The following is a 16,278-nucleotide window of genomic DNA, read 5'->3' as shown; positions in this document are numbered from 1 at the left end:
TCGATGCCGGCTGCCCATGGCGCCGGTTTCACCGTGATAGCTCGTGGCGCCCTGCTGAAGGGGCGTCGCTTCAAGAGGTTTGGAAATGGCTGAACGTCTGAACAACGACTTCCAGTTCATCGAGGTCGGTCGCAAGGATCCGAAGAAGAAGCTGCTGCGCCAGCGCAAGAAGGAATTCGTCGAGATCCACGATCCCTTCAAGCCGCAGCAGGCCGCCGAGCAGGCGCATCGCTGCCTGGGTTGCGGCAACCCCTATTGCGAATGGAAGTGCCCGGTGCACAACTTCATTCCCAACTGGCTCAAGCTGGTGTCCGAAGGCAACATCCTGGCGGCGGCGGAACTGTCGCACCAGACCAACACCCTGCCCGAGGTCTGTGGTCGCGTCTGCCCGCAGGATCGGCTCTGCGAGGGTGCCTGCACCCTCAACGACGGCTTTGGCGCGGTGACCATCGGCTCGGTGGAAAAGTACATCACCGACACCGCCTTCGCCATGGGCTGGCGCCCGGACATGTCCAAGGTAAAGCCCACCGGCAAGCGGGTCGCCGTGATCGGTGCCGGTCCGGCCGGCCTGGGTTGCGCCGACATCCTGGTACGCAATGGCGTGACCCCGGTGGTGTTCGACAAGCATCCCGAGATCGGTGGCCTGCTGACCTTCGGCATCCCCGAATTCAAGCTGGAAAAGACCGTGCTCAGTCGCCGTCGCGAGGTCTTCGGCGGCATGGGCGTGGAATTCCGTCTGAATACCGAGGTGGGCAAGGACGTGACCATGGATCAGCTGCTCGAGGAATTCGATGCGGTCTTCCTGGGCATGGGTACCTACACTTACATGAAGGGCGGCTTCCCTGGCGAAGACCTGTCAGGCGTTCACGACGCCCTGGATTTCCTGGTGGCCAACGTCAACCGCAACCTGGGCTTTGAAAAGGATGCGGCCGACTTCGTCGACATGAAGGGCAAGCGCGTGGTGGTCCTGGGCGGTGGTGACACCGCCATGGACTGCAACCGCACCTCCATCCGCCAGGGTGCCAAGAGCGTGACTTGCGCCTACCGCCGCGACGCCGCCAACATGCCGGGCTCGCGCAAGGAAGTGAAGAACGCCAAGGAAGAGGGCGTGAAGTTCCTCTTCAACCGCCAGCCCATCGCCATCATCGGCGAAGACAAGGTGGAAGGCGTCAAGGTGGTGGAAACCCGTCTGGGCGAACCCGATGCCCGTGGCCGCCGCAGCCCCGAGCCGATCCCCGGTTCCGAAGAGATACTGCCGGCCGATGCGGTGGTCATCGCCTTTGGTTTCCGCCCGAGTCCGGCGCCCTGGTTCGAGCAATTCGGCATCGACATCGACAGCCAGGGCCGGGTCGTCGCGCCGGGGTTGCACGAGTTCAAGCACCAGACCAGCAACCCGAAGATCTTTGCCGGTGGCGACATGGTGCGCGGCTCCGACTTGGTGGTGACCGCCATCTTCGAAGGCCGCAACGCCGCCGAGGGCATCCTCGACTACCTGGGCGTCTGAGGCCAGGCCGCTGGACAAGAGCCGACCGGTGCAAGCCGGTCGGCTTTTTTTTGGGGTGGGATCCTGCCGGCACGGGGCTTCGTGCAGTATCCGCCAAGCAATCGCGGCCATGGGCCGCTCCTACGAAAAGCGTCACTCTGTAGGAGCGGTCGCTACGGCGCACCGGCATGGCCACGATTAGCCCGCCGAGCCGTAGGATTGAAAACCGCACAGCGTTTTCCATCTGGATGACCGTCCGGCGATAGGCGAGGCTGCACCGTCACCCTACGGAGTACCCCATCACCCCGATAGACAAAAGGCACGCCCCCCTGCCGTGCCTTTTGCCAGCCGCTTTGCGACAATGCCGGCACTTTTGCTGCCGGATGTCGCCATGACTGCCCTGAAGAACGACCGTTTCCTGCGTGCCCTGCTCAAGCAGCCGGTGGACGTCACCCCGGTGTGGATGATGCGCCAGGCCGGGCGCTACCTGCCCGAGTACCGCGCCAGCCGGGCCCGCGCCGGTGACTTCATGAGTCTGTGCAAGAACCCGCAATTCGCCTGCGAGGTGACCTTGCAGCCGCTGGAGCGCTATCCCCTGGATGCGGCCATCCTCTTCTCCGACATCCTCACCATCCCCGATGCCATGGGCCAGGGCCTCTATTTCGAGACCGGCGAGGGGCCGCGCTTTCGCAAGGTGATCGATACCCCGGCCGACATCGAGGCGCTGCCGATCCCCGATGCCGAATCCGACCTGGGCTACGTGATGGACGCCGTGCGCACCATCCGCGCGGCGCTGGACGGCCGAGTACCCCTGATCGGCTTTTCCGGCAGCCCCTGGACCCTCGCCACCTACATGATCGAAGGCGGCTCCAGCAAGGATTTCCGCAAGGCCAAAGCCATGCTCTACGACACCCCCGAGGCCCTGCACCTGCTGCTGGATAAGCTGGCCCAGGCGGTCACCGCCTACCTCAACGGCCAGATTCGTGCTGGCGCCCAGGCGGTGCAGATCTTCGATACCTGGGGCGGCAACCTATCCGCCGCGGCCTACCAGGAGTTCTCCCTGGCCTATATGCGCAAGATCGTCGCCGGGCTGATCCGCGAGCATGAAGGACGACAGGTACCGGTGATCCTCTTCACCAAGAACGGCGGTCTCTGGCTGGAAAGCCTGGCCGACAGCGGCGCCGAGGCCCTGGGCCTGGACTGGACCTGCGACATTGGCGAAGCGCGCCGCCGCGTGGGTGCCAAGGTTGCCCTGCAGGGCAACATGGATCCCAGCGTGCTCTACGCCAAGCCGGCGGCCATTCGCGCCGAGGTGGGGCGTATCCTGGAAAGCTATGGCCAGGGCAGCGGCCACGTCTTCAACCTGGGTCACGGCATCACTCCCGAGGTGGACCCGGCTCACGCCGGCGCCTTCATCGAAGCCGTGCACGAGTTGTCGGGGCGCTACCACCAGGGCTGACTGTGCCGGGATCGGCACGACCGGTCCCAAGTCGAGCGAGCGGGCCGTGGCTGGTTGCGGCATAGTCGGGGTTTTCCCGATGGAGCGCCGCCATGGCCCAGATGACCCCGGAAGAGCTGCAGCACCTGGCCGAAGAGGTGCTCGCGGCCCAGGGTTTCAGTCAACCGCAGAGTACAGCCATCGCCGCCATGATGGTGGCCGGCCAGCGTGATGACTGTGCCTCCCACGGCATCTATCGGCTGCTGGGCATCGTCAAGACGCTCAAGGCCGGCAAGGTGGTGCCGGATGCCGAACCCCGCATCGAGGACGTGGCGCCGGCCATCGTCCGGGTCGATGCCGGGGGTGGCTTCTCGCCGCTGGCCTTCCACGCCGGTCTGCCGCTGCTGGAAGCCAAGGCGCGCGCCTGTGGCCTGGCGGCCCTGGCGATCAACAACTGCGTGCACTTCTCGGCGCTCTGGGTGGAGATGGAAGCCCTCACCGCCAGGGGCCTGGTGGCCCTGGCCTGCAATCCGACCCAGGCCTATGTCGCCCCGGCCGGCGGTCGTCGCCCGCTGTTCGGTACCAATCCCATCGCCTTTGGCTGGCCGCGACCGGAAGGGCAACCCTTCGTCTTCGATTTCGCCACCAGCGCCGTGGCCCGCGGCGAAATCGAATTGCACCGCCGTGCCGGCAAGGCCCTGCCCGAAGGCTGGGGAGTGGATGCCGAGGGCGCTCCCAGCAGCGATGCCCGCACCGTGCTGGAGGAGGGCGCCATGCTCACCTTTGGTGGTCACAAGGGCTCGGCGCTGTCGGCCATGATCGAATTGCTCGCCGGACCGCTGATCGGCGATCTCACCAGCCCGGAATCTTCCGCGGTCGACGCCGGGGCGGGCGGACTGCCTTATCACGGCGAACTCATCCTGGCCTTCGATCCCCAGCGTTTTCTCGGCGCAGCGGTAGGCGACTACCAGCAGCGCGCCGAGCAGTTGTTCGCCGGCATCGAGGCCCAGGGCGCCCGCCTGCCGTCGCAGCGCCGCTACCAGGCGCGGGCTCGCAATACCACCCGTGGCTGGGTGGAGGTGCCGGACGAACTCCTAGCAGACGTCCGGGCCCTGCTACCTGGCTGAGCCGGGACGCGATGCGCATCACCTGAAGGAGGCTGCGACAACGCGGCCTCTGAACCCCGTGCCAGACGCAGGGTCCACGACTGGCCCCCCCTTAGTGCCAGCCCTGGGTCTTCATGTACGCCGACGACACCGATCGCCCCCATCACCGCGGCCTGTTGCTGCTGAGCATCACCCTGATGGTGCTGGTGTACTTTCTCGACAACCTGTCCATCGCCCTGGCCAACCGCTATGTCTATGGCGGCCTCGGCATCGACCCGCGCAGCTACAGCCTGGCGACCGCCTGCTACAGCGTCGCCGTCATCGTCACCAGCGCGCCGCACCAGTGGTTCGCCCAGCGCCTGGGCTATCGCAACCTGATCTTCACCGCCGTCGGCATCCATCTGGTCGGCCAGGTGTGCTGCCTGGTGGCCACGGATCTGCCGACCTTCATCGCCGGACGCGTCCTGATGGGCGCCGGCGCCGCTACCTTCTTTGCCGGGGCGCGGGTGCTGGTGCAGATGTATTTCTCCGGTCCGCAGCTGCCGACCGGGATCCGCGCCTTCGCCTCGGGCGTGCCCCTGGGGGGTGCGCTGGCGTCCTTCACCACCGCGGAATTGCTGGAAGGCCATCAGTGGCGTGCCATCTTCATGGTGCCGGCGCTGGCCTGCGCGCTGGTGGCCATTTGCATCTGGCTGTCGCTGCCGCGGCGTTCCCATCCGCTGGAGAATTCCGGGGCGCCGTCGCTGCTGTCCATGGTGCTGCTGGCGGGTGGCAGTCTGCTGTTGACCACCACCACCCAGCGGCTGGCCTTCGATTTCTTCAGCGATGGTCCGTGGCTGGCCCTGGAGCTGCTGCTGGGCACGGCCATCCTCGGGCTCTACGTCTATTACGAGCGCGGCCTGGCACGGCCGACCCTGGACTTCAAGCACGCCATCACCCCCGGCTTTCTCGCCGGCATGCTGTTCATGATGCTCAATTACTTCCTGCTCGGGGCCTACAACTTCATCATTCCCCAGTACGTGGTCAACGGTCTGCAGCTGCCGGTCTATACCGCCGGGGGCGTCATGGCGCTGGGCTGGCTGTGCGGCCTGGCACCCTTGCTGATGATCACCTCGGTGCGGCTGCGCGAGCGCTTTCCCTGGGGCGGTTTTCGCAAGTACCTGGTGGCGGGCTATCTGCTGCTGGCCGGCTACGGCTTCTGGATGGTGCACCAGCACGCCGACGTGCCCCTCTATCAGCAGCTGGTGCCGGGCCTGATGATGCATGGCACCTACCTGATCGGCACCTTCGCGGTGATCATCATGTACACCTTCATGCGCGTCGAGCCGGCCTATTTCAGCCAGGCCTACCAGATCAAGAACATGACCCAGCAGCTGGTCATGCCCATGGGTATCGTGCTGTCCAACGTCTTCCTGCAGTGGCGCGACGCCTTCCACGCCTCGGTGCTCAGCGTTGCGGTCAATCCCTATGCGCAGAACTACCAGGCCTATGGCGAACGCTATCGGCAGGTCACCGGCGCCGACAGCGCCCTGGCGCAGATCTCCAGTCTGGTCACCCGCCAGAGTCAGGTGCTGGGCTATCTCGACTATTTCTGGCTGGTCGGCTGGATCGGTCTGGCGCTGGCGGTCTACATGGCCGTACAGCGGCATTTCCGCTAGCGCACGACGATTGCCCGCCCTTAAGCCGACGTTCAGCTGGCGACCACCATAATGCGGGCCTTTGCAGGTCGCGGCGGTTGCCGGGAGCCTGCGCCGGTCGGCCGCGCCCCGGTCGGTCCGGAGCTTGCATTGCTGGGCTGTCGGGCTTTGTGGAACAATGCGGGCAACGATATTTTTCAAGGGTGGCAGCCGTGATCGACGCTGATGGTTTTCGCCCCAATGTCGGCATCATTCTCGCCAACGATGCCGGCCAAGTACTGTGGGCTCGCCGCATCAACCAGGATGCCTGGCAGTTTCCCCAGGGTGGGATCGATGACCGGGAAACGCCCGAAGAGGCGCTGTACCGGGAGCTCAACGAAGAGGTGGGGCTGAGCCCCGATGATGTCCGTATCCTGGCCTGTACCCGGGGCTGGTTGCGCTATCGTCTGCCGCAGCGCATGGTGCGCACCCACAGCCGTCCGCTGTGCATCGGCCAGAAGCAGAAGTGGTTTCTGCTGCGGCTGACCGCGGAAGAGCAGCGGGTGCGGATGGATGTGACGGGCAAGCCGGAATTCGATGGCTGGCGCTGGGTAAGCTACTGGTACCCTCTGGGCCAGGTGGTGACCTTCAAGCGAGAGGTCTATCGGCGGGCGCTCAAGGAGTTGGCACCCCGCTTGCTGGCCTGATTGCCGGTACGGCCGGTGCGAAAGAGGTGAGGAGAAGCTGTGGTCATGCAGGATGAACGACACGTGATGCACGCCGGCGGATCCGCCGGGCGTCTGCTGCGGAGGCGCTAGATGCTTGCAGTTCTGCGCAAGATCGTCCAGGAGGTCAATGCCGCCAAGGATCTGGGGTCGGCACTGTCCATCATCGTGCAGCGCGTCCGCGCGGCCATGCAGTCGCAGGTCTGCTCCGTCTATCTGCTGGATCCGGACACCAACCGTTTCGTGCTGATGGCCACCGAAGGCCTCAACAAGAAGTCCATCGGCCGGGTCAGCATGGCCCCCAACGAGGGCCTGGTCGGTCTGGTCGGCACCCGCGAAGAGCCGCTCAATCTCGAAGACGCCGCCAGCCACCCGCGCTTTCGCTATTTCGCCGAGACCGGTGAGGAACGCTATGCGTCTTTCCTCGGTGCACCCATCATCCACCACCGTCGGGTCATGGGCGTGCTGGTGGTGCAGCAGAAGGAACGCCGTCAGTTCGACGAGGGCGAGGAAGCCTTCCTGGTCACCATGAGCGCCCAGCTCGCCGGGGTGATCGCCCATGCCGAGGCCACCGGGACCATCCGTGGTCTGGATCGGCAGGGCAGGGGCATCCAGGAAGCCCGCTTCGTCGGCATCCCCGGCGCGCCCGGGGTCGGCGTCGGCAAGGCGGTGGTGGTCCTGCCACCGGCCGACCTGGAAGTGGTCCCGGACAAGACCGTGACCGACATCGACGCCGAGCTGCAGTTGTTCCGCTCGGCGCTGGAAGGCGTGCGGGCGGACATGAAGGCGCTGTCCAAGCGGCTGTCCACCCAGTTGCGCAAGGAAGAGCAGGCGCTGTTCGACGTCTATCTGATGATGCTCGACGACGCCGCCCTCGGTAACGAGGTGACCACCATCATCAAGAGCGGCCAGTGGGCCCAGGGCGCCCTGCGCCAGGTGGTGATGGAGCACGTCCAGCGCTTCGAGCTGATGGACGATGCCTATCTGCGCGAACGTGCCGCCGATGTGCGTGACCTCGGGCGCCGGCTGCTGGCCTATCTGCAGCAGGCCCACCAGGCCTGCCTGATCTACCCGGAAAACACCATCTTGGTCAGCGAGGAGCTCTCGCCGGCCATGCTCGGCGAGGTGCCCGAGGGGCGCCTGGTCGGCCTGATCTCGGTGCTGGGTTCGGGCAACTCCCACGTCGCCATCCTGGCGCGTGCCATGGGGGTGCCCACCGTCATGGGCGCAGTGGACCTGCCGTATTCCAAGGTGGACGGCATCGACCTCATCGTCGACGGCTACCACGGCGAGATCTTCACCAACCCCTCGCCGACGCTGATCAAGCAGTACGGCGACGTGGTGGAAGAGGAACGCCAGCTGACCCAGGGCCTCGACGCCCTGCGCAGCCTGCCCTGCGAGACCCTCGACGGCCACCGCATGCCGCTGTGGGTCAACACCGGCCTGATGGCCGACGTGGCCCGCGCCCAGCAGCGGGGCGCCGAAGGGGTCGGGCTGTATCGCACCGAAGTCCCCTTCATGGTCAATGAGCGCTTTCCCAGCGAGAAGGAGCAGCTCTCCATCTATCGCGAGCAGCTGGCGGCCTTCCATCCGGCGCCAGTGACCATGCGCACCCTGGACGTTGGCGGCGACAAGGCGCTGTCCTATTTCCCGATCAAGGAAGACAACCCCTTCCTGGGCTGGCGCGGCATTCGCGTCACCCTGGATCATCCGGAAATCTTCCTGGTGCAGACCCGCGCCATGCTCAAGGCCAGCGAAGGCCTGAACAACCTGCGCATCATGCTGCCGATGATCTCCGGTGTGCACGAGGTGGAGGAATCCCAGCATCTGCTGCATCGTGCCTGGTGCGAGGTGCGTGACGAAGGTGTCGACATTCCCATGCCGCCGGTGGGGGTCATGGTCGAGGTGCCCTCGGCGGTCTACCAGGCCCGCGATCTGGCGCGCCAGGTGGACTTCATCTCGGTAGGCTCCAACGACCTGACCCAGTACCTGCTGGCGGTGGATCGCAACAATCCGCGGGTGGCCGATCTCTACGACTACTTCCACCCGGCGGTGCTGCAGGCGCTGCAACAGGTGGTCGATGGCGCCCATGCCGAAGGGGTGCCGGTCAGCATCTGCGGCGAGATGGCCGGCGATCCGGCGGCGGCGGTGCTGCTCATGGGCATGGGCTTCGATACCCTGTCGATGAACGCCACCAACCTGCCCAAGGTGAAATGGCTGCTGCGTCAGGTCACCCTGGAAAAGGCCCGGGAACTGGTGCAACAGATGCGCCAGATCGACAACCCCCAGGTCATCCATAGCGCCCTGCATCTCGCCTTGCGCAACCTCGGACTGGGTCGGGTGATCAACCCGGCGGCCAGCGTCCAGAGCTGAGCGTGTCCGGCGGGAAGGCTGCTTCCCGCCGGGCAGGCAGCGGCGTACCATGCCGCCTCCTGCGCCCGAGGTGATGATGGATCTCTTGCTCTTTCTGGTGCTCGGCGTCTGCGCCGGGCTGCTGGCCGGTCTGTTCGGGGTTGGCGGCGGCCTGATCATCGTGCCGGTGCTGGTCTACAGCTTTACCGCCCAGGGCCTTGATCCGGATATCCTCACCCACCTGGCGGTGGGTACCTCGCTGGCCACCATCGTCTTCACCTCGCTCAATTCCGTCTGGGCCCATCACCGGCTTGGCGCCGTGCGTTGGCGCCTATTCGCCTGGATGGCCCTGGGCATCGTCTTCGGCAGCGCCCTGGGCGCCCTGACCGCCGCCGCCATCCATGGCCCGCTGCTGCAGAAGATCATCGGCACCTTCGCCATCCTGATCGCCCTCCAGTTGGCGCTGGACCTACGCCCCAAGGCCCAGGCCGGTGAGCCGGGCAAGCCGGCGCTGACGGTGGCCGGGGTGGTGATCGGCTGGGCCTCGGCCATCTTCGGCATCGGCGGCGGCTCGCTTACCGTCCCCTTCCTGATCTGGCGCAGCCTGAGCATGCCGCAGGCGGTGGCCACCTCGGCGGCCTGCGGCCTGCCCATTGCCCTGTCCGGGGCGCTGTCCTTCATCCTGGTCGGCTGGCAGCAGCCGGGCCTGCCCGCCTGGAGCCTGGGCTATGTCTATCTGCCGGCCTTGCTGGGTATCGCCCTGACCAGCATGTTCTCGGCCCGTTTCGGTGCGCGACTGGCCCATCGCCTGTCGCCCCGGCTGCTCAAGCGCCTGTTCGCCCTGTTGCTGTTCGGCGTCGGTCTCAACTTCTTACTCTGATCCCCTTCAAGGAGGCACCATGCTGCCGTATCCGCAAATAGACCCGGTGGCCCTGTCGCTGGGGCCGCTGAAGATCCACTGGTACGGGCTCATGTACCTGGTGGGGATCGGTGGCGCCTGGTGGTTGGCCAAGCGTCGGCTCAATCGCTTCGATCCGCGTTGGACCAGCGAGACCCTGTCCGACCTGGTGTTCTGGGTGGCGCTGGGGGTCATCGCCGGGGGGCGGCTCGGCTACGTGCTGTTCTACAACCTGGCGGAGTACATCGCCAATCCGACGCTGATCTTCGAGGTCTGGAAGGGCGGCATGTCCTTCCATGGCGGGCTGCTCGGGGTGATCCTGGCGGTCTGGTGGTTCGGTAAGCGCCACAACAAGGGCTTCTTCGAGCTGATGGACTTCATCGCCCCGCTGGTGCCCATCGGCCTGGGTGCCGGCCGCATCGGCAACTTCATCAATGCCGAACTCTGGGGCAAGCCGACCGATGTGCCCTGGGCGATGATCTTCCCGCCCTACAGCGATCCGGCCCAGTTGCCGCGCCATCCCTCGCAGCTCTACCAGTTCGCCCTGGAAGGCGTGGCGCTGTTCGTGATCCTCTGGCTATATTCGCGCAAGCCGCGGCCGACCATGGCCGTGTCCGGCCTGTTCGTGCTCTGCTACGGCATCTTCCGCTTCATTGTCGAATTCGTGCGGGTGCCCGATGCCCAGCTCGGCTATCTGGCCTGGGGCTGGCTGACCATGGGGCAGGTGCTCTGCGTGCCCATGGTGCTCGGCGGTATCGCGCTCATGGTCTACGCCCATCGCCGCGCGCCGCAGCCGGTCGTCCGCGCCGAATGACGTCTGGGGACCGCCCGCATGACAAGTGCGGGCGGCCTGTTATAGTTCAGGGACCACCATCACAACCGCGCAAGGGATCAGCCGTATGAATCCGTTCCGTAGCCTGGCTGCCGTGCTGGCGCTGGCCCTGACGATGCAGGTCCTGCCGGCGCAGGCGCAACAGGCTCAGGGTGACGTCACCGAGTATCAGACCGCCGACCAGGCGTTCGGTGAAGCCCAGGCTCCCGCCGCCTTTTCCATGATCGGCGATCTCTTGATCGCGCGGCCGCTGCTGATCGCCGCCACCGTGATCGGCGCGGGCGTCTTCGTGGTCAGTCTGCCATTCACCGCCGCGGGCGGTAACATCGGCAAGGCCGGCAAGGCCCTGGTGGTCGAGCCAGGCAAGGCGGCCTTCGTGCGCTGCCTGGGCTGCACCCAGAGCGGCTACGGGCGTACCGAGTAAGGCCCTGGCGCTAGCCCTGGCCGCTGATCTTCAGGTATTTGTCGTGCAGCTGCTCCTTGGTCTCGACATGGTTTTCGTCGAGGGGGATACAGTCCACCGGGCAGACCTGCTGGCACTGGGGTTCGTCGTAGTGGCCCACGCACTCGGTGCACAGGTTCGGATCGATCACGTAGATCTCCGCGCCCTGAGAGATGGCGCCGTTCGGGCACTCGGGCTCGCACACGTCGCAGTTGATGCAATCGTCGGTAATGATGAGGGACATCGTCGGCTCCTCGCCACGCGAACGCGCAGCGATCCAAAAGTCAGGCGCGCATTTTGCCCCATCCGCGCGCCGGCTGCACCCGACAGTCCTTGGGGTTAATCAGCTGGCCGGGACAAAACGCTCCAGCAGCGCCTGATGCACGGTGGGATGGACGAACTTGGTCACGTCGCCACCGAGGGCCGCGATCTCGCGCACCAGGGTGGAGGAGAGGTAGGAATAGTGTTCCGACGGGGTCAGGAACATGCTTTCCGCCTGGGGCGCCAGCACCCGGTTCATGTTGGCCAGCTGGAATTCGAACTCGAAGTCCGACACCGCGCGCAGGCCGCGCAGGATGATGGTCGCCTTCTGCTGTTCCACCAGGGTGGCCAGCAGGCAGCTGAAGCCGATCACCTCGACGTTGGGCAGGTGCGCGGTCACCGCCTTGGCTAGCTCGACCCGGCGTTCCAGCGGAAACAGCGGATTCTTCTTGGGGCTGGCCGCCACCGCCACCACGACTTCGTCGAACAGCCGCGAGGCGCGCTCCACCAGATCGCCATGGCCCTTGGTGATGGGGTCGAAGGTGCCGGGGTATAGCACTCGGTTCATGACGCTGTCCTGGGGGCGAAGCTGTTGGGGCTTGGATGGTAGCTCAGGGGCGGGGTGAGGCCAAGGCGACAGCCGCCAGGATCGCCGACCCGTGGGCGTTTATCGGCCGGATGGCGCTGCTCGTTGGCTGACCAGCCAGTCGGGGATGCGCCTTTCCAGATAGTAGTCCGGGTCGCGGAAGGAGCCGCCGACGAAACCCACGTGGCCGCCGTGGGGCAGGCGCTCGAACAGGGTGTCGGGCGCCAGTTCGGCGCGGGCGGGCAGGGCGTCGGTGCCGATGAAGGGATCGTCCTCGGCCTGGATCAGCAGGGTGGGGATGCGGATACCCCCCAGGTAATAGCGGCTGGAGGCCTGGCGATAGTAGTCCTGGGCATCGCGAAAGCCATGCAGGGGCGCGGTGTATCTGTCGTCGAAGTCCCAGAAGGTCTTGAGCCCCTCGGGCGGGCCCAGGCGGGCGAGGATCTCGTGCTGCTCGGGATGGCGCTCGCGATCAAACAGTGCCTGCTTGTCGCGCACATAGCGCGCCAGTTCGCGGATGAAGTGCCGCTGATAGATACGCGAGAAGCCGATGCCGATGCGATCGGCGCAGAGGTCCAGACGAAAGGGCACCGACACCGCCGCCGCGGCTTGTAGTCCGCTTTCCGCGCCGCGCTCACCGAGGTACTTGAGCAGCACATTGCCACCGAGGGAAAAGCCCACCGCATACAGCGGAGCCTCCGGACGACTGGCCTGCAGATGGCGCACCACCGCCGCCAGGTCTTCGCTGACGCCGGAGTGATAGCCACGCGGCAGGCGGTTGGGTTCGCCGGAGCAGCCGCGCCAGTTAAGGCCGACGCTGGCCCAGCCGCGGGCGGCCAGGGCGAATTGCAGGCCGAGCACATAGTGGGAGCCGGAGCTGCCGGTGAGCCCATGGGCGATCAGCACCAGCGGCGCCCGTGGGTCCTCGGCGTGGTACCAGTCCAGATCCAGGAAGTCGCCATCCTCCAGCCACAGCCGTTCGCGTGGTCGGGTGATGGGCGGCAGACGCCGCCACAACGAGCCCCAGAGGGTCTGCAGGTGCGGGCCGGGTAGCCAGCGTGCCGGTCGAAAGGGGGCGCTGTTCACGCCTGGCGGTGCCAGAGGGCGTAGTGGACGTTGCCGGTCTTCTTCTCGCGGTGCAGTTGCCAGGTCGCGGGCAGGCTCAGGCGCGAGGGCTGGGTCTCGCTCTCGGTGTAGATCCAGGCGTCCGCGGCGAGCCAGCCCTGGGCTTCCAGGGTCGCGCAGGCCGGCTCCAGCAGGTCCTGGCCAAAGGGCGGATCGAGAAACACCAGGTCGAAGGGCGTCGCCGCCGGCTTGGCCAGGGCCTGCAGGGCATCGGTCTGGCGTACCTCGACCTGGGCGCAGCCGAGGACCTGCAGATGACCGCGCAGGGCATTGGCGGCCTGGGCATTGAGGTCGAAGGCCAGCGCCGGGCCGGCGCCGCGGGACAGGGCTTCCAGCAGCAGCGCGCCACTGCCGGCGAAGGGGTCCAGCACCCGGGCGCCCGGGGTGACGGCGGCTAGCCAGTTGAACAGGGTCTCGCGGACCCGATCCGGGGTGGGTCTCAGGCCCAGGGCATCGGGAAAGACGAAGCGCCGGCTGCGCCAGTCGCCACCGATGATGCGCAGTTGGTTGGCGGTCTTCTGGGCCATGCTAGTGCTCCGGAACGCCGCTGGGCGGCAGGTTGGGAAGAGGGCGGGGTGGCGGCAGCGGCTGCTGGGCGACCCGTGGGCCGGCGCTGACCACGACGAAGTTGGCCGGATCCAGGTGGCGCTGTAGGGCGGCATGCACCTGCTCCACCGTCAGCCGGCGGACCTGCTGGAGGAAGTCATCGAGGTAGCTGCTGGGCAGGTCATAGAAGCCGATGTTGCCCAGTTGGGCGACGATGGCGCCGTTGCTGGCGTTGGCCAGCGGGAAGCTGCCTTCGATCTGCCGCTTGGCGCGGTCCAGTTCGGCCTGGGTAGGGCCCTGGGCCAGGTAGTCGCGCAGCAGGTCACGGACCAAGGCCAGGGTGGCATCGCCCAGTTCGGCGCGGGTCTGCAGGCCGAGGGTGAAGGGGCCAGGCTGACGCATGGGGGTGAAGCCCGAGCTGACGCCGTAGGTGAGACCGCGGCGTTCGCGCAATTCGGTCATCAGGCGACTGCCGAAACCGCCACCGCCAAGGATCTGGTTGCCGACGAAGAGGGCGGCATAGTCGGGATCGCGGCGGGTGATGCCGAGTTGGCCGAGCAGCAGGCGCGTCTGCTGCGCCGGGATCTCCAGCTGCACCCGGGCCGGTGCGGCAGGCGCTGGCACCGGCAGTGGCGGCAGGGCCGGGCCGCGGGGCAGGGCGCGCGACAGCTGGGCGGCGATCTGCTCGGCGCGGGCGCGATCCAGGTCGCCGGTGAGGGCGATCACGGCATTGCCGGCGGCATAGGCACGGGCATGGAAGGCCCTGAGGCTGGCCGCGTCCAGGCGGGCCAGGCCAGCGGCCGTGCCCCGCGGCGAATGGGCATAGGGGTGGTTGCCGTAGAGACGTTCCTGCAGGGCCTCGCCCGCCAGGTTCGCCGGTTCGCGGTGGCTGGCGACGATCAGCGTCAGCAGCTGGTCGCGGATGCGCTGGATGGCCTCGGCGGGAAAGGTCGGTCGACCCACCACGTCGGCCAGCAGCGCCAGGGCCGGTTCGCTGTGGGCCGGATCGGCGAGGGTGCGCAGCCCGGCCACCGCCTGGTCACGATAGGCGCCGTTGCTGAAGTCGGCGCCCAGGCGCTCGAAGCCATCGGCGATGGCGCCGGCATCGCGTCCCGGGGTGCCTTCGTTGAGCAGGCCATTGGTCAGCATGGCCAGGCCCGGAGTGGCGCCATCCTGGCTGCTGCCGGCGGCAAAGATCAGGCGCACGTCGAACATCGGCAATTCCGGCGCCGGCACGAACAGCACCTGGGCGCCCTCGGCGGTGCGCCAGCGCTGGATGTCCAGCTGGCGCCCCAGGGGCGGCGCGTCCTTGAGGGTCTTGAGGCTGTCCACGGCGGGATAGGCGCGCGCCAGGTCGCCGACCGGGGTAGGGGACTGGCAGCCCGCGAGCAGGCACAGCGACAGCCAGAGCAGCGGTTTCATGGACGATTCTCCGCGGTGGCTGTGGGCTCGAGCTGGGCCAGGGTCAGGCGCTCGCGGGTGAAGTAGGTGCGGGCCACCCGGCGCAGGTCGTCGGGGGTGACCCGGCCTAGTTCGTCAAGCAGCCGATCCCCCTGGCGCCAGCCGAGGCCGACGCTTTCCAGCTGGCCGATGCTGCTGGCCTGGGCGGTGATGGAGTCGCGGCCATAGACCAGACCGGCCACCAGCAGGGCGCGGACCCGGGCCAGTTCCTCGGCGCTGGGCGGCTCGCGCTTGAGCAGGTCCAGCTGCGCCCAGAAGGCCGCTTCCAGCTGATCGAGGGTCTTGCCGCGCGGGGTGTTGGGGGTGCCGCTGAGCAAGAAGAGGCTGTCGCCACGGGTGTAGGCGCCGTAGGCGGCGCGCACGCTGCTGGCCACTTCCTCGCCGCGTTCGAGACGACTGGGCAGGCGCGCCCCCGAGCCGCCGCTGAGCAGGGCGGCCAGCAGTTGCAACGCATAGGCATCGCGCGGCTGGGCGGCGGTGGCCAGGCTGGGCACGTTGAAGCCCATCAGCAGGCTGGGCAGCTCGCGGGCCTGCAGGGCCAGGCGGCGTTCGCCCGGCGCGGGCAGTTCCAGCGGTCGCCGTGGCGCGGGCAGGTCGCTGCGGGGGATGCCACCGAACCAGCGCTGCACCTCGGCGCGGATCGCCTGGGGCTCGACGTCGCCCACCACCACCAGGGTGGCGTTATTGGGTGCGTACCAGGTCTGGTACCAGCGGCGCAGGTCGTCGACGCCGAGGCGCTGCAGGTCCTGGGGCCAGCCGATGGTGGGGTTGCGATAGCCGCTGGCCGGGTAGGCCGCGGCCTTGAAACGTTCGAAGGACAGCGCCTCGGGCCGGTCGTCGGTGCGCAGCCGGCGTTCCTCCTTGATCACCTCCAGCTCGCGGCTGACCTCGTCGGGCGCCAGGCGCAGGTGCTGCATGCGATCGGCTTCCAGCTCCAGGGCCACCGGCAGGCGATCGCCGGCGAGCAGCTGGTAGTAGACGGTGTAGTCATCGGTGGTGAAGGCGTTTTCCTCGGCGCCCAGGTCGCGCAGCAGGTGCGAGGCCTCGCCGGCACCGAGCTTGCGGCTGCCCTTGAACATCAGGTGTTCCAGGGCGTGGGACAAGCCGGTCACGCCGGGTGCCTCCAGGCTCGAACCCACGCGATACCAGAGTTGCACCACGGCGACCGGCGCCCGGTGATCTTCGCGGACCACCAGCTTGAGGCCGTTGTCGAAGGTGAATTCCTCGGTGTTCTGCCGGCTGGCGGTGGCCAGGGCGAGGGTGGGGAGCAGGCTGAGCAAGACGACCAGGGCGGTCCGACGGAAGCGGGAGGCGGGCATCGCGAGAGCAGGCCTTGTAGCGCGGTAGGGGACGAAGCGGCTGCGTCCTGGGGACGGTCGCGCGTTTTTCGCCGACGGGGAGGTCTTC

General features: G+C 67.2%; 15 protein-coding genes. 9 read left to right on the top strand and 6 right to left on the bottom strand.

Annotated features, from left to right (window positions below):
* The first annotated feature begins 85 nt into the window (after positions 1-85).
* The 9 genes from FEZ61_RS20585 (at position 86) to FEZ61_RS20545 (ending at position 10,874) form a co-directional block, all read left to right on the top strand.
* Positions 86-1,504, top strand: a complete 1,419-nt coding sequence (locus FEZ61_RS20585; RefSeq protein WP_017641018.1) for an FAD-dependent oxidoreductase — start codon at positions 86-88, stop codon at positions 1,502-1,504.
* Between the two features lie 370 nt (positions 1,505-1,874).
* The gene (gene hemE, locus FEZ61_RS20580; protein ID WP_093254193.1) at positions 1,875-2,942 is read left to right on the top strand and encodes a uroporphyrinogen decarboxylase; all 1,068 of its coding nucleotides are present in this window, start codon (positions 1,875-1,877) and stop codon (positions 2,940-2,942) included.
* A 92-nt stretch (positions 2,943-3,034) separates the two neighbouring features.
* Positions 3,035-4,048, top strand: coding sequence for an Ldh family oxidoreductase (locus FEZ61_RS20575; protein ID WP_017641016.1), 1,014 nt, complete (start codon positions 3,035-3,037; stop codon positions 4,046-4,048).
* 113 nt (positions 4,049-4,161) lie between these two features.
* The gene (locus tag FEZ61_RS20570) at positions 4,162-5,685 is read left to right on the top strand and encodes an MFS transporter (RefSeq protein ID WP_173150267.1); all 1,524 of its coding nucleotides are present in this window, start codon (positions 4,162-4,164) and stop codon (positions 5,683-5,685) included.
* A gap of 191 nt (positions 5,686-5,876) precedes the next feature.
* Complete coding sequence (locus FEZ61_RS20565) at positions 5,877-6,350, top strand: RNA pyrophosphohydrolase (RefSeq protein ID WP_007161635.1); 474 nt, start codon at positions 5,877-5,879, stop codon at positions 6,348-6,350.
* Between the two features lie 111 nt (positions 6,351-6,461).
* A complete protein-coding gene (gene ptsP / locus FEZ61_RS20560) occupies positions 6,462-8,741 on the top strand; it encodes a phosphoenolpyruvate--protein phosphotransferase (RefSeq protein WP_017641013.1) in 2,280 nt (759 codons plus the stop codon).
* Between the two features lie 76 nt (positions 8,742-8,817).
* Positions 8,818-9,600: a sulfite exporter TauE/SafE family protein gene (locus FEZ61_RS20555; RefSeq protein WP_017641012.1), complete on the top strand. Its 783-nt coding sequence runs from the start codon at positions 8,818-8,820 to the stop codon at positions 9,598-9,600.
* Positions 9,601-9,619: 19 nt separating this feature from the next.
* Entirely contained in the window at positions 9,620-10,432 is an 813-nt protein-coding gene (gene lgt, locus FEZ61_RS20550) for a prolipoprotein diacylglyceryl transferase (RefSeq protein WP_017641011.1), read from the top strand.
* Positions 10,433-10,517: 85 nt separating this feature from the next.
* The gene (locus FEZ61_RS20545; RefSeq protein WP_017641010.1) at positions 10,518-10,874 is read left to right on the top strand and encodes a hypothetical protein; all 357 of its coding nucleotides are present in this window, start codon (positions 10,518-10,520) and stop codon (positions 10,872-10,874) included.
* Between the two features lie 10 nt (positions 10,875-10,884).
* On the opposite strand, the gene FEZ61_RS20540 is transcribed toward FEZ61_RS20545, so the two are convergent.
* From FEZ61_RS20540 to FEZ61_RS20515, 6 genes are all read right to left on the bottom strand, one after another.
* A complete protein-coding gene (locus tag FEZ61_RS20540) occupies positions 10,885-11,136 on the bottom strand; it encodes a YfhL family 4Fe-4S dicluster ferredoxin (RefSeq protein WP_017641009.1) in 252 nt (83 codons plus the stop codon).
* A 99-nt stretch (positions 11,137-11,235) separates the two neighbouring features.
* Positions 11,236-11,721 carry a pantetheine-phosphate adenylyltransferase gene (coaD, locus tag FEZ61_RS20535; RefSeq protein WP_173150265.1) on the bottom strand — a complete coding sequence of 162 codons (486 nt, stop codon included), beginning with the start codon at positions 11,719-11,721 and terminating at the stop codon, positions 11,236-11,238.
* Between the two features lie 99 nt (positions 11,722-11,820).
* Positions 11,821-12,825 carry a hydrolase gene (locus FEZ61_RS20530; RefSeq protein ID WP_173150263.1) on the bottom strand — a complete coding sequence of 335 codons (1,005 nt, stop codon included), beginning with the start codon at positions 12,823-12,825 and terminating at the stop codon, positions 11,821-11,823.
* Positions 12,822-13,391 carry a 16S rRNA (guanine(966)-N(2))-methyltransferase RsmD gene (rsmD, locus tag FEZ61_RS20525; RefSeq protein ID WP_068384915.1) on the bottom strand — a complete coding sequence of 190 codons (570 nt, stop codon included), beginning with the start codon at positions 13,389-13,391 and terminating at the stop codon, positions 12,822-12,824. Before rsmD ends, FEZ61_RS20530 begins: the two co-directional genes overlap by 4 nt.
* A gap of 1 nt (position 13,392) precedes the next feature.
* A complete protein-coding gene (locus FEZ61_RS20520) occupies positions 13,393-14,832 on the bottom strand; it encodes a pitrilysin family protein (protein ID WP_173150261.1) in 1,440 nt (479 codons plus the stop codon).
* Positions 14,829-16,190, bottom strand: coding sequence for a pitrilysin family protein (locus tag FEZ61_RS20515; RefSeq protein WP_173150259.1), 1,362 nt, complete (start codon positions 16,188-16,190; stop codon positions 14,829-14,831). Before FEZ61_RS20515 ends, FEZ61_RS20520 begins: the two co-directional genes overlap by 4 nt.
* Positions 16,191-16,278: the final 88 nt, after the last annotated feature.

The sequence above is a fragment of the Pseudomonas sp. MS15a(2019) genome (assembly GCF_013277805.1).
Lineage (GTDB): Bacteria > Pseudomonadota > Gammaproteobacteria > Pseudomonadales > Pseudomonadaceae > Chryseomonas > Chryseomonas benzopyrenica.
Note: the sequence above shows the minus strand (reverse complement) of the source record. Positions and strands in the feature narration are given on the sequence as shown.